Origin of the sequence: Corynebacterium axilliensis (assembly GCF_046097495.1) — a bacterium.
In the GTDB taxonomy this organism is placed as follows: Bacteria; Actinomycetota; Actinomycetes; order Mycobacteriales; family Mycobacteriaceae; genus Corynebacterium.
Genome location: NZ_CP175768.1, coordinates 1,321,262 through 1,334,940 on the forward strand (window position 1 = coordinate 1,321,262; position 13,679 = coordinate 1,334,940).

General features: G+C 69.0%; 7 protein-coding genes. 1 reads left to right on the forward strand and 6 read right to left on the reverse strand.

Features of this window, described 5'->3' with window-relative positions; all coding sequences use genetic code 11:
• Positions 1-99: 99 nt before the first annotated feature.
• Positions 100-8,949: a fatty acid synthase subunit beta domain-containing protein gene (locus ACKFR8_RS06495; protein ID WP_408930954.1), complete on the reverse strand. Its 8,850-nt coding sequence runs from the start codon at positions 8,947-8,949 to the stop codon at positions 100-102.
• A 3-nt stretch (positions 8,950-8,952) separates the two neighbouring features.
• Entirely contained in the window at positions 8,953-9,123 is a 171-nt protein-coding gene (locus ACKFR8_RS06500; protein WP_408929513.1) for a hypothetical protein, read from the reverse strand.
• A gap of 37 nt (positions 9,124-9,160) precedes the next feature.
• Here ACKFR8_RS06500 and ACKFR8_RS06505 point away from each other — a divergent pair, with 37 nt between their 5' ends.
• A complete protein-coding gene (locus ACKFR8_RS06505) occupies positions 9,161-9,931 on the forward strand; it encodes an HNH endonuclease family protein (RefSeq protein ID WP_296133023.1) in 771 nt (256 codons plus the stop codon).
• 60 nt (positions 9,932-9,991) lie between these two features.
• On the opposite strand, the gene ACKFR8_RS06510 is transcribed toward ACKFR8_RS06505, so the two are convergent.
• The 4 genes from ACKFR8_RS06510 to grcA2 all read right to left on the reverse strand — a co-directional run bounded on the left by ACKFR8_RS06510 (position 9,992) and on the right by grcA2 (position 13,659).
• Positions 9,992-11,185, reverse strand: coding sequence for an SPFH domain-containing protein (locus tag ACKFR8_RS06510; protein WP_296133024.1), 1,194 nt, complete (start codon positions 11,183-11,185; stop codon positions 9,992-9,994).
• A 96-nt stretch (positions 11,186-11,281) separates the two neighbouring features.
• Positions 11,282-12,532 carry an alpha/beta fold hydrolase gene (locus tag ACKFR8_RS06515; RefSeq protein WP_408929514.1) on the reverse strand — a complete coding sequence of 417 codons (1,251 nt, stop codon included), beginning with the start codon at positions 12,530-12,532 and terminating at the stop codon, positions 11,282-11,284.
• Positions 12,533-12,537: 5 nt separating this feature from the next.
• Positions 12,538-13,407 carry a pyruvate formate-lyase-activating protein gene (pflA, locus tag ACKFR8_RS06520; protein WP_296133026.1) on the reverse strand — a complete coding sequence of 290 codons (870 nt, stop codon included), beginning with the start codon at positions 13,405-13,407 and terminating at the stop codon, positions 12,538-12,540.
• On the reverse strand, positions 13,408-13,659 hold the full coding sequence (grcA2, locus tag ACKFR8_RS06525) for an autonomous glycyl radical cofactor GrcA2 (RefSeq protein WP_296133027.1): 252 nt from the start codon (positions 13,657-13,659) through the stop codon (positions 13,408-13,410).
• Positions 13,660-13,679: the final 20 nt, after the last annotated feature.

A 13,679-nucleotide genomic window follows, 5' to 3' on the forward strand; every position in this document is an offset into this window, starting at 1 on the left:
ACCCTGCATGGTGCCCCAGCCCACGCACCCGCTTCAACCCAACCTGACCTGCTTCTTTATCGTTTCAGACCGCGCACGCTGGGGGTATCGGGAGACTTTTTACCCCCGCTGGGATGTACCTTCCGCACCCGGATCGGGTTCGAGGACGCCGCCGCGCAGGCGCGCGGACTCGCTGAGTAGCACCGCGGCCTCGCGCTCTGTGAGCGCGGCCGGGTCGCCGCCGCCCAGGTTGCGTTCGGCCGGCCGTTGGTACAGTGCCGGCCCGCCCCGCATGGCTTCTTCGAGGCGGCGCAGGCCCTGGTGCTCCCGCGCCGTGGCAGCCGCGCGCCAGGCCTGGGCTGCGTCCTTACCGCGCTCGGCCGCGAGTGCTGCGACGAAAGCCTCCGGGTGCACCAGCGCAATGAGCGCGGAGACGTGCCCGAAGCCCAGCGAGGTGAGCAGTCCAGCCTTCGGCGGGGCCGCGCGCAGGTCCAGCGGCTGGCGCAGCCACACGAGGTGCTCGTGGCGGCGCAGTGCTGGGTCCACGCAGTCCAGCGAGCGGTTCGGCGGCACGATGCCGCCGCGCAGGACCTGGCACAGGCCTGCCAGCTGGAAGGCCGCCGCCCCGCCCTTGGCGTGGCCGGTCAAAGCCTTCTGGGAGATGACGTAGAGCGGGTTGCCGGCGCTGCGCCCGAGGGCGCGGGCGAGGCGCTCGTGCAGGTCGGATTCGTTGGGATCATTGGCGCTCGTGGAGGTGTCGTGCTTGGACAGCACCGCGATGTCGTCCGCCGAAACGCCGAGCGCCGCCAGATCGCGGGCGAGTCGAGAATCTGCTCCCCCACGCGCCGCTGAGAGGGCGCCCAGGCCCGGCGCGGGGATGGAGGTGTGCGCGCCGTCGGCGAAGGACTCGGCAAAGGCCACCACGCCCAGGACCGGAAGGCCCAGCTCCGCGGCCAGGCTGCCGCGTGCGAGCAGCAGCGTGCCGCCGCCCTCCGACTCCACGAATCCGCCGCGGCGGCGGTCGTTGGCGCGGGAAAAGAAGCGGTGCTCGATGCCCTTCGCTTCCATCGCCGCGCTATCGGCGGTGGCCGCCATGTCGCCGAAGCCGGTAATGCCCTCCACGGATAGCGCGTCGATGCCGCCGGCGACGACGAAGTCCGCCTTGCGCAAGCGCAGCTTGTCCACGGCCTCCTCCACGGAGACCGCCGCCGTGGCGCATGCCGCCACCGGGTGGACCATCTGCCCGTAGCCGCCGACATAGTCTTGCATGACGTGCGCGGCGATGACGTTGGGCAGAGCTTCCTGGAGGATGTCGTGCTGGCGGGAGTGGGCCAGGAGCTTATCGACGTACAACGAGCGCAGCGCCTCCTGCCCCGCCATCCCGGTGCCCTGGGTGGAGCTCACCCGCGCCGGGTGGACGTGGGTGAGCAGCTCGGCCGGGCTCAAGCCCGCGGCGAGGAAGGCCTCGATCGTGCACACGAGGTTCCACAGGGCGAGGCGGTCGACGCTGTCCAGCATGTCCGCCGGAATACCGTAGACCGCCGGATCGAAGCCCTCCGGAATCTGGCCGCCGACAAAGCGCGTCATGGCCACCCGCCGCGGCACGCGCACTGCGGACCCGGCGGGCCGGGTGACCTGCCACTCAGCGCCACCGGATTCGACGTCGACGCGCTTCAGGGAAGCGCCCTCGCACCTGTCCACGAAGGAGCGTGCGGTGGCCTCATCCTCCACGGCGAAGGTGAGTGGCTTGTCCAGGTAGATGGTGGTCAGCTCAGGTGCGAGGTTATCCACCATGGGCAGGTGCGGGCCGAAGTCATCGTGGAAGCGGCGCACGCCGATGCCGGCGAGGACGTCGTCGTGGAAGCGCTCGTAGACGTCTTCCTCGGCTACCTCCTCGCCCTCCGGCGTGACCCAGACGGCGGACGAGGCGTCCCAGGTCACCAGTCCCTGGCTCCACGCCAGCTCCAGCACACCGGCGGCGGAGAGATCCCCGCCGACCTCGACCTCGAAGCGCGTGCGCGCGGTTCCCAGCGGCCCCAGCTCCCCTGCTCCGACGAGGACGACCATGTCCTCCAGGGATTGGGTGAGCCCACGGAAGTCGGGCCGGGTCCACTCCACGGGTGCGAGCGCGTTCGGCAGGGCCGTGACGGTGCGCGGCGCTGGGGTGAGGTCCTCGGCGGGCGCCGGGGGGACGCTGGCCAGCGCGGCGTCGCGGGCCAACGCAGCCAGGTCTAGGTCGGCCTCGGCCAACCCGCCGGTGAAGTCCATGCTAAGCGGCCCGTCGGCGGCGCGGAGGAGGGCCTCCTCGTCCGCGGCGCTATCGACGAGTTGAATCGCCATGTCCTTCGCCGAGTACGTGCTCACCCCGCGGGCCTCGACCTGCTCCACCAGCGGATCGTTGCCCGCCATGAGCCCGGTGCCGCGTACCCAGCCAATGAGCGCGTGGACCAGCGAGGTTCGCGCGCCCCACGCTGCCTGTTCGGAGTGCCAGCGCTGCACCAGGGCGTCGAAGGCCGCCTTGGCCTCGCCATACGCGCCGTCGCCGCCGAAGCGTCCGCGGTTGGGTGATCCCGGCAGCACCACGTGGAGGCGGTGGCCCAGGTGGGTATCTGCGCCCAGCGCGGACAGGCCCGCGATGAGCTTTTCTACCGACCACAGCAGCAAGCGCATCTGGGCCTCTGCTTCCGCACCGGAATCGGCCAGGGTGCCGCGCACGGGCGGGGCGGCGAAGGGGAAGAGCAGATCGGGCACGAAGGCCGGTTTGAGCAGCTCGGTCTTCCCGCCCACGGTGACCGTCTGCTGCGTGCCGATCCATTCCACCAGCGCGTCGATATCGGAAAAGGAGTTGAGGTTGGCTGGCACTACCCACAGCGCCGCCGTGCCGACGGCGCTGGTGCGGTAGAGCTCCTTAAAGAATTCCAGGCGGTCCTGGGTTAGCTGCGAGGTCGTCGCGATGACCGTCGCTGCCTCGGCGAGCAGCTCGGCGATGATCTCCGCGCCAATCGAGCCCGGCGCCCCACCCGTCACCACGGCCACCTGCCCGGCGTGCAGCAGGGAGTCGCCCGGCACCTCAGCATCCACGGCCTGGCGGCGGTAGCCCAGGTAATCGGCCATGCGCGCAACCTCCGCACCGGCTCCCAGGACGTCGAGGTCCGGTTCCTTTACGCCGGCCGCGGCAGCCCGAACGAGGTCCTCGCGGGCACTGGCCCAGCGGTCATCCAACAGCACCGCCTTCTGCGCGTCGAAGGCCGGCGCCACGCGCTTCGCCCAGTCCGAGCCCAGCTCAGTCTCCACGAGCTCGGCCAGACCAGTCGGGTTTTCCTCCTGCGCGGATTCCTCGCCCTGCTCGTCGCCGCGCCCCAGGGCCGCCAGTAGCGTGCGGGCGGAATCCTCCAGCGCGGACTCGAGCCTTTCCGTGTACGCCGCCAGCGCCGCGGAATCCACCGCGGTTGCGGTTTCCTTCACCACCCGGGTCACCTCCACGCCGGCGCGGGTGGCGGCGGTGGTCAGGGAGGCGTCGATAAGCGCATCCAGCTCCGTTGGGGTGGTGACTGCCGTGACGGGCAACGTGGCCAGCTCCCCGCCCCGCACGGAGGTGCCCTCGCGGCTGCCCAGCACGAGCTCCGCCACCGCGCGGTCCGCCCAGCCGGGGCCCAGGCCCCACTCGGCGCTCACGCGCTGGGCAATATAAGACGGCTTCTTCCCCGCCGGCCCGGTCGCGCGGCGCACGGCCTGCGCCACCTGCTCGGTGAGCACCGGCCCGAAGGCGTGATAGCCCGGCGCGCGCTGGGCCACGGTCTCCGCGAGCTGGTTAACCGGCATATCCGCCGCACCATCGATGGCGGGGATGCCGAACTCCACGCCTAGATCCAGCAGCAGCTGGTTGCGGCGGGAGGAAACCCCCTCCACGAGGGTCTCAATCGTATCGGTGGCCACCATCTGGTCGGGGCGCACCTTGGTCCACAGCGCGATGAGCATCTCCACGGCGCTCTGCACGCTCAGCGGCCGGTCAGCAACCTCCTGGCGCGGGGACTGAGCGCGCGCGGGTGCCTCTGCTGCGGGAGCCGGCGCGGGGGCAGCCGGCGCGGCGTCCGGAATGGGTGCTTCTTCCGGTTGCACATCCGCGTCCTCGGCGAAGACCCTGGCGCGGTCGCGCTCGGAGTTGCGGACCTCGACCCTCACCCCCGCGTACTCCGGCGCGCCCAGCGTCTGGCCCACCATGTTGGCCACGGTGGGGGCATGGCCTACTCCTACCTCGATGAAGCGCTCAATGCCCAAGCCCGCAAGCCCCAACGCGGTCCGCTTCCCACGCGGGGTGAGCAGCAGTTCCTGCGTTTCGATCCAGCGCACCGGGGAGGCGAACTGCCAGGACAACAGCTCCACCAGCAGCGTGCGCCCAAGCTTCTGCGGCTCCGCGGCGGCGGCGTCGAAATCCGCGAGGATGGCCGCGATGCGCGGGGAATCAACAACCTCCGCGATGGCCTCCACGAAGCCGCGCTCCAGGGCGAAAGGGCGGGCCACGAGGTTGGGGACGTAGCGCCCCACCAGCACAGACAGATCAATCTCCTGCGGGATGAGCTCATCCAGGTGGGCGCGGAAGTCATCCACGCCTGCCACCAGACGCGAGGAGTGGAAGGGCACGTCAACGCCGGGAATGGACACGAAGGCACGTGCGCCAGGCGCTCGGTGCTCGGCGGCGGCCTCAACGGCGCGAAGGCCCGCGGTGGTACCGGCGATGGCGTACTGGCGCCCGGCCACGTTGTAGTTGACCACTTCCAGGAACTCACCGGAGGTCGCCGCGATGCCGGCCACGTAGTCCTCAACCTCGTCGGCACGCATGCCCATCCGGTGCGGCCGCAGCGCGCCCAGGCCGTAGCGCGAATAGCCTGCGGCGTCGCGCTCCACCAGGCGGTCCATGGTGAGACCGCGAACGTAGACGATTTCCAGGACCACCTCCAGCGAGAGCACCCCAGCATAGGCTGCCAGGGCGTTGTACTCGCCCACGGAGTGCCCGCCGAAGGCCGCGGTGGTGTCTAGGACCCCCGCCTCCCTTAGCGCCGCCACCTGCGCGCAGCCCAGCGTGGCCATGGCCACCTGCGTGAAGTGGGTCAGGTACAGCACACCTTCGGGGTGGGAATACGCGGTGCCGTCGACCACCACGGTCTCCGGGTTGTTCCGCACGATCTCCAGGATCGAAAAGCCCAGGTGCTGCCTCGTGTGCGCATCGGCGCGGTCCCATACTGCGCGCGCGGCGGGCGAGGCGCCATAATCCGCCATGCCCATCCCGGGCGCCTGGATACCCTGTCCGGGGAAGGCATAAAACGTGCGCGGCGCGCTCAGTGTGGCGCGGGCGTCGAGCACCACCACGCCGTGGCTGGTAGCAGTGACGGAGCGGACCTCGCCGTGGCCGCGGCGCTTGTCGACGCCCACCCGGTGCGCCACCAGCTCCACCTCGCTGCCCGGCTGCACCGGGGCCAGCATCTTCGCCGACCACTGCAGGACCCGAGTGCCGTCGAAGGCCGCGGCCGCCTGCGCCAGCGCGGAGGTCCACATGCCATGCACGATGGGCCCGTTCTGCAACCCCGCCAGCGCCGCCGCGTTCGCGGAGACGTGAATGGGGTTATGGTCCCCCGTCACCGCGGCGAATGGGCGCAGGGATTCTGGCGCCATGACGGTGAGGCGGTGCCGGAAGGAGCGCGGGGTGTCGCGGACGAACGCCTCGGTCGTGTCAGCGTTCTCATCCACGCCGGGCACAGGCTCCTCGCCGGTGCGCCCGGGAATGAGGAAGCGCTCGCGCAGCTGGGCGGCATCTGCGTCTCCGCCCAGTGTCACCACAACCTCGATAACCCGGCCGGCAGTTGTGTCCCGTACTGCGCTCAGATCCGCGGTCACGGACAGGTCCAGGGGCGCGGCACCCGGCGCGGCCGCAGCGTCAAGCAGCGCAGCCGCGCCGTCCGCCAGCTCCAGCGAGTGCTCAAGGTGCACCAGGTTGAGCAGGCCCTCGACCACGGGCTCGCCTGCCCCGGCGCTATCGGCGTTTGTGCGGGCATCCGCAATGACCGCAAAGATGGCTGGCCAGGCAGCACCTACCAGGACGTCCGGCGCGGCGGGGCCGTCGACCACGCCGGCGCTGGTCACGGACAGGTAGTTCGCGATGTCAGAGGCGTCGAGGCGGGCGGTGACCGTGGCGCTGCCGTGGTCTACCTCCGGCAGGCGTCCGCCCGCGGCCTCGCGCGCGAGCTCCCGCATGGCGGAGGCTGCGTCCTCCGCGCTCACCACCGGCGAGGCCCCCGGCACGCGCGGCGCGGCAATGCGCACGCGCAGTGCGGCGCCGCCAGTCGCTTCGCGGTGGGCACCAGGGTCCAGCGGGACAGTGAACCAGAAGTCGGCGGAGTCTGGGTTCACCCGCTCCAGCGTCGCGCCGGGCAGCTCGAGGAGCAGCGGGTTCGGCTGTTCGCGGCCGGCCCAGCACAGGCTGGGGGCACGGCGGATGCGCTCCGCGGCGCTCGGCGCGGGCACGTCCAGGCCCTGGGGAGCAGAGTCGGCGACCCGCTCAGCGGCAGCCTGCTCGAAGCGCGCCAGCAGCTCCGCCACCGGCTCGTTGACGCGCTCGATGCCGGCCACGGCGGCGGTCCCGGGGATGATGCACACCTGGTCGGCGCTGTAGTGCTCGTTGTGGGCCTGCCACAACGAGTCCTGGCGGAAGCGGCGGCGCACGGAGGCGTCGATAAGCGGCACGAAGCTCGGCGGTTTGCCGGGGCCATCGATGAGTGTGATGAACCACGCGGCGTCCGTGGGGTGAAGGGCGGCGTCGCCGTAGAGCCCAGTAAGCGCGTCAATAGCGACGGCGGGCGCATCACCATCGACGGTGACCTGCAGGGTTATCTCGCCGTGGTCGGCCTCATGCAGGCGGGCCTCGGCGCGCGCCACCATCTGCTCGAAGCGTGTGCGCCACGACTCGTCCACCCAGCCGCCCAGGAAGGACAGCTCTAGGTAGCGCCCCAGCCACTCGGCATAGGTCATGGCGTCGAGGTCACCGAAGTAGGGCTTGCTGGTCTGCGCCAGCGCCGCACTGATCTCCGCGCGGCGGGAGGCGACGAGCTCCGCGTCGCCCGCGACCTCATCGAGCAACCGCCCGGCACGGGCGAAGGAATTGTCCAGCTCATGGATACTCGCCCCCAAATCGGAGCGGCCCGAGGTCACGTCCTCCTCCGTGGCGGCAACGAGCGCGCCCTTCACCGATTCGGACGCTATGGACTCGCGGGTAGCCATGGCGGCGGTGCCGACCATGATGGCGTCAACAGGCGCTGTAGGCAGGCCGAAGCGCTGCGACCACGCTCCCGTGAGGTACTCCGCACCCCGCGCCGGAGTGCCGATGCCGCCGCCGACCGCGAGCAGGACATTGGGGCACTGACGGATGTCTGCATACGTTGCGGCGAGCAACGTGTCGAGCTCTTCGGTGGAGTGGTGCCCGCCGGCGCTAGCACCCTCGACCTGCATGATGAGCGTGGCAGAGGTGTCGCGGGCGAGGGCGAGCACCTGCTCGATCTGCTCCACCGTGCCGGGCTTGAAGGCCACCCAGGGAATATTCTCCGCGTGGAGGCGCTCTATGTGGGCGAGTGCCTCCTCGTGCGGCGGGATGCCCGCGGAGATGACCACGCCGTTAAGGGGCGCGCCCGCGGCCCGCGCCCGCGGGATGGCTCGCTCCCCCACAATCTGGCGGCGCCACTGCGCGGCCGAGAGGTACAGGGCGTTGAACTGGACGTTGACCCCCGGATGGAGGAGCCCTGCGAGCCTTGTCAGGTTTCTATCCAGAATGGCGTCGGTGTGCTGCCCGCCGCCGGCGAGCTCCGCCCAGTGGCCAGCATTGGCTGCTGCGGCCACGATGTCCGGGTCCACCGTGGTGGGCGTCATGCCGGGCAGCATCACCGGGGAATAGCCCGTTACCTCAGTAAACCGGGTGGTCAGGCGGCCGCTCACTAGCCGCGGGGCGAAGTCGGACCACGCCGTCGGCAGCGCGGGCGCGCGGCCCGGCTCGAAGAGCTGCGCCTGGCCCTCAGCAGTCCCCACGGCTAGGGTTCCCACGCCGCGGCCGGCCACCGCGGCCCGCGTCAGCGGCTCGACGCCGCGGGTGGGGCCTACCTCCAGGATCCACTGTGCGCCGGCGGTAACAGCCTCGTCGACGCAGGCAGGCCAATCGACGGTATCCGTAAGCACCGCGCGCGCCAGCTCCCTGCTGAGTGCCGAATCGAGACCGATTCGTGCTACCCAGTGCTCCACCTGCTCCACCGCCTGCGCCAGGGCGGGGTGGTGGAAGGCGGCGTCGACGTCGAGGTCAGTGAAGGTTGCCTGCTCGTCTGCCATGCTGCGGCGCACGCAGGCAAGTTCTTCCGGGGTGCCCACGATGACGTGGCGGTCGCGGCCGTTGACAAGCCCGAGGCGGGCCCCAGCCGCGGCGAGTTCCTCCTGCGTGGCTCCGTGGACCGCCACCATCGGAGCGCCCTGCGCCGTGCGCACGAGACCATGGATCCGGGCAGTCGTCGTCAGCGCGGCGCCGATGAGGCGGGATAGGGCGAGGGCCTCGGCCGGAGCGGCGCGGCCGGACGCGACGGCGGCGGCAAGGCAGCCCTGGGAATGGCCGATGTTCAGCACGGACGCGGAAGCATCCAGCCCCTGAGCGCGGAGGGACTCCAGCACCGCGAGCTGCGCGGTGAGGATGCCCGGCACCGACACGGCTGGGGCGGTGAGGGCACAGGCAGGCTCGGCATCGGCCCAGGCGAGCGGTGCGAAGCCGTGCGGGCTGGCGGGGAGGAGATCGACGGCCAGCGGGGCGAGTAGTTCCTCCGCGTCGGCGAGGTACTCAGCCACGTGGGGCCGCACCCCCGCAGCCAGTGCCTCCTGGAGGGTGGGAAGCCAGGCAAAACCTTGCCCAGAGAAGGACAGCGCGAACGCGTTGTGAGGGATGTTCACGCGCTACTCCCCCAGGGCGCGCGCAACCCGCTGCGCGGCCTCCTCGAGTGCGGCCTCCGGCGAGTCCCCGGGCTGGGCGCTAAATACCTGGCAGGCGTGATCCGGTACTACCTCGGCTGAGCGGGTCAGTCCGCGCTCGGAGAGGTACTCGTCAAAGAACATATCGATACTCATACCGACAGTAGATTCTACCCACTAGGATCAATGCGTCATGGCCTCTCGTACCCCGTTCATTCTCGCAGCTCTCCTCAACGTGGTTGTCGCCGCGCTCGTGCTGTGCGGCATCGTCTTCTCCTCCCCCGCCGAACGCGCCGAGGCAGGCCCTTCCGCGGCCCCCAGCAACGAATCACCCGCTGCCGATGGAGAGGACCCAGACGCCGCACTTTCCGGCACCCCAACTCCCGCACCGCAGGCCGCAGACTCCCTCGCGACCCTGGATTCCCTCGCAGTCAAGGGCCGCGCACCGATGACCGGCTACGAGCGCGAACAGTTCGGGCAGGCCTGGTCCGACGACGTCACCGTGGAGTTCGGCCACAACGGCTGCGATACCCGCAATGACATCCTTCGGCGCGACCTAGACAACCTGGTGGTCAAGGAGGGCACCCACGACTGCGTGGCCCTGTCCGGCACCCTGCACGACCCGTACTCGGACGAGGACATTGACTTTCAGCGCGGGGCGGATACGTCGAGTGCGGTCCAGATCGACCACGTGGTGCCGCTTGCCGACGCCTGGCAGAAGGGCGCCCAGCAATGGTCACCGGAGCAGCGCCGCGACTTTGCCAACGACCCGCGCAATCTCCTCGCCGTGGATGGGCCCCTCAACCAGCAGAAAGGCGCCGGCGACGCGGCCACCTGGCTGCCGCCGCACAAGGCCTACCGCTGCGTGTACGCCCAGCGCATCGTCGACGTCAAAGCCGCCTACGGCGTGTGGGTGACCGAGGCCGAAAAGGACGCGCTGAGCCGCCTGCTGCATGCCTGCTAAGCGCAGGGCCTCCCCCGCTTCTGGAGGAAGGCCCTGCGTCTGAGTTGTCGTGCCTAATGCCTAGTGGTTGCCGTTGTTGTTCTGGTTGAGCTGGTTGCGCAGCTGGTTAAAGTAGTCCCGCGCGCTCTGCGGCTGGGCGCTGCCCTGCTGGGTGCCGGGGAAGTTTGGCATCTGGCCCGGGTTCTGCTGAGCGTGCTGCTGGGCCTGCTGAGCGTGCTGCTGGGCCTGCTCCAACGCCTCCGCATCGCGGCTGGCACGCTCATCGCGCTCGCGGCGCTCCTGCTCCTCGCGCCGGCGGCGCGCGTCGGCGAAGTCCTCGCGGCTGCGCTTCGCCTCCCCGGCGGGCACGGACGGCTTCGGGGCAGAGTTGATGGCGTCGGTCGACAGGAGCGTGTCGCGCATGCCGCTGAAGAGGTCCTGCATGCCACCCGGGTTCGACGGCATGTACAGCACGTTGGTGTGCGCCCGGTCCGCCACGTCCACCATGGCGTCGAGGTATTGAGAGACCAGCATGAGGGTCTCCGGGTTCTCCTCCACACCGGCGGCGCGCAGCAGCTCGTACTGTTGGGCAATACCCTCGACGATCTCCTTGCGCTGGTCAGCCACGCCGCGGCCCTGCAGCTTCTTGGCTTCGGCCGCACCCTCGGCCTCCTTGACCACGCGGATCTTCTCCGCCTCGGCCTGGGCCACCGCCGCCTCGCGCTCACGCTGCGCGGCGTTGATGGAGTTCATGGACTCGCGCACGCGGGAGTCTGGGCGGATATCCGTCACCAGGGTGTTGACGAAGTTCCAGCCGTAGGCAGCCATGTTGTCCCGCAGGCTCATCGCTACGTTGCGGGCGATGGTGTCCTTGGAGGAGAAGGAGTCATCCAGTGCCATGTTCGCCACCGAGGAGCGAACGTTGTCCTGCACGTAGGCCACAATCTGCTGCTCGTGGTTGGACAGGGTGTAGAAGGCTTGGCGCTCGCTGCCCTGAACCACCTCGTACTGCACAGCGACCGGAATCTGGACGAAGACGTTGTCCTTGGTCTTGGTCTCCACCATGACGTCGAGCTGGCGCACCTGCAGGTTGATCTTCGCTCGCACGCGGTCCACGAACGGCACCTTGAGGTGTAGGCCGGCGTGCGCGACCGTGACGAACTTACCCAAGCGCTCGATGATGGCGGCTTCCTTCGTGCGCACGATGTAGAAACCGTCGAAAGCCGTGACGATGATGAGAATTAAGAGGAGGCCGACGACGACAAGTCCGAACATAGACTACCCTTTCTGAAGATCTGTACCGTTAACGACAATTTTGCCACAACGTGAGCACCGCCACGACCTACCCGGCGCGCTGGGCATAAGGAGCGCTTAGTGGTCGTCGGCCAAGCGGAACAGCTCGCCCAGAATCCCGGCGCCGTCTTCGGCGATGCCGTTGTGCTGGAAGCGATTGGTCACCATCGGGCGCAGGTCGCGGTAGGTCTCCCCCGTGGCCAGGGAATCCTCGAAGGGCACGAAGACGTCGTCGAGGTAGACGGCGGCCGCAGCACCAAGCGGTGCGCTGCCAAGCACTTCGGCTTCGTACGGCGAGCTGCTCCACTCATGAGCGGCCAGACCTTCCGCGCCCTCCTTGAAGGGGCGCAGCGCTGGGTCCTCGTCGAATTGCCAGGGGAAGATGTGCTCGCCGGTCAGATACATCCCGTCCTCGGCGAACTCGGGGAACTCCTCGCGGATGCGGTGGGCCGCCCAGCCGGTCACGGACTGGCCGCCGACGCCGCCATAGATCGACTCGTGGATCGCGGCATAGAGCGGCCCGGCCTGGAAGCTCACGCGGCTTCCGACGCTGTGCAGAAAGTCCGAGCGCAGGCGCTTCTCCCCGCCCACGGTGCGGAAGGGCTCCTCCAGCAGGTAGGCCAGGTTGTCGAAGCCGGTGCCGCGGCCCAACTCGATGCCGATGGTGCGGAAGCGGCGGGAGGAGAGGCGCTCACCCGTGGGCAACAGTTCTTCCGAATTGTCCAGGTGGTGGATAATCTCTTCGATGCGTTCTTGAGCCCACGGGAACTGGGCATAAAAGCGCTCGTGGCGCACCTTGAGCTTGGCAAAGGTGGTCCGATAGAGATCGTCCGCGCCCTTGGTCAAGGTGGGCAGGCCACCGGTGAGGAAGGCGCGCCCGATGGAGTCCGGGAACATCGAGGCGTAAGAGGTGATGATGAAACCGCCGAAGGATTGGCCGAAGAGATCCCAGCGCTCCTCCCCCAAGTACTCACGCAGGCGTTCGGCATCGCGGACGATGTGGTCCTGACGCAGCTGGCCCAAGCGCTGCGCGGAGCGGTCCTCCGCTGGGCTGAGCTCGTCGATCCGGTGGCTGCGCCCGGTGCCGCGCTGGTCCATGAGGATCCAGCGGTAGCGCTCCAAGCCCTTGCCTAGGAGCCCGGTGGCGTCGGTCGGCCGCGGCGCGGGAAAACCCGGCCCGCCCTGGTTATAGAGCAGTGCCGGGTACTTCTCACCGCCAGGCGGGATGACCTCCCGCGCGTAGAGCTCGAAGGAGCCCGCCGCGGGGTCGTCGTAGTCCCAGGGGACGGTGAGGGTGTGTTCCTTGATGGTGTGGCCGAAGCGTTTCATGCCCTCTAGTAGACCACGAAACCTTCCGCGCGGAACGCATCCCGGATAGATTCGATGTCCTCCGGTTTGGGTGGCTTCGTATCCTCCAGGGTGTACGGGTAGCCCAACTCGTGCCACTTGTCCGCGCCCATGTTGTGGAAGGGCAGGACCTCGACGCGCTCGACGTTGCTCTTCCACCGGGAGACAATCTTGACCACGTTGGCGACGTTCTCGGGGGCGTCGGTAAGCCCCGGCACCACCACGAAACGGATCCACACCGGCTTGCCCGCCGCGCTGAGGCGGTCGCCAAAGTCGATGGTGGGCTGCAGCTCGCGGTGCGTGACCTTCTTATAGGTCTCCTCGTCGCCGGACTTCACATCCAGCAGCACCAGGTCAATGTTGTCCAGGTCCTCGTCGCGCAGGCGCGAGCCCAAGTATCCCGACGTGTCAATCGTCGTGTGAATACCTGCGTCGTGGATCTCCTTGAGCACGCGCCTGGCGAAGGCAATTTGGAACAGCGGCTCGCCGCCCGAGATGGTCAGGCCACCGCCGGAGGCCTTGAAGACCGGCTTGTAGCGCTTGATGCGCTTGACCACGTCCTCGATGCGCTCCAGCGTGCCCACCTTCATCTCCATCGTGTCCGGGTTATGGCAGTACTGGCAGCGCAGCGGGCAGCCCGACATGAACATGGTCATGCGGGTTCCGGGGCCGTCGACGGACGTCACCAGCTCCCAGGAGTGGACGAGGGCCACGTCACCAGTACGCCGCGCCTGCATCAACTCCGGGCGAGTAATGTCCTCGAGGTCGTTGACCGAGCCCAAACCGGCGGCGGCGCCGCGCACCTTGTCTCCCGCTTCGGGGGATAGGTGAACGACGCCGGTAATGCCATCAGCCATTTAGGAGCCCTGGTGGAAGGTACGGGAGATGACGTCGAGCTGCTGCTCGCGGGTGAGCTTTACAAAGTTCACCGCGTAGCCGGAAACACGCACGGTCAGGTTCGGGTACTTCTCCGGGTGCTCAACGGCGTCCTCCAGGGTGGACTTGTCCAGCACGTTGATGTTGGCGTGGTACAGGCCAGAGTTCATCTGGTGTGCCTCGCGGTTGGCCTTCATAGTTGCGAGACGCTCGTCAAAAGTGGGGGTTGCCATGATGTTTTCTCCTTCGGAAG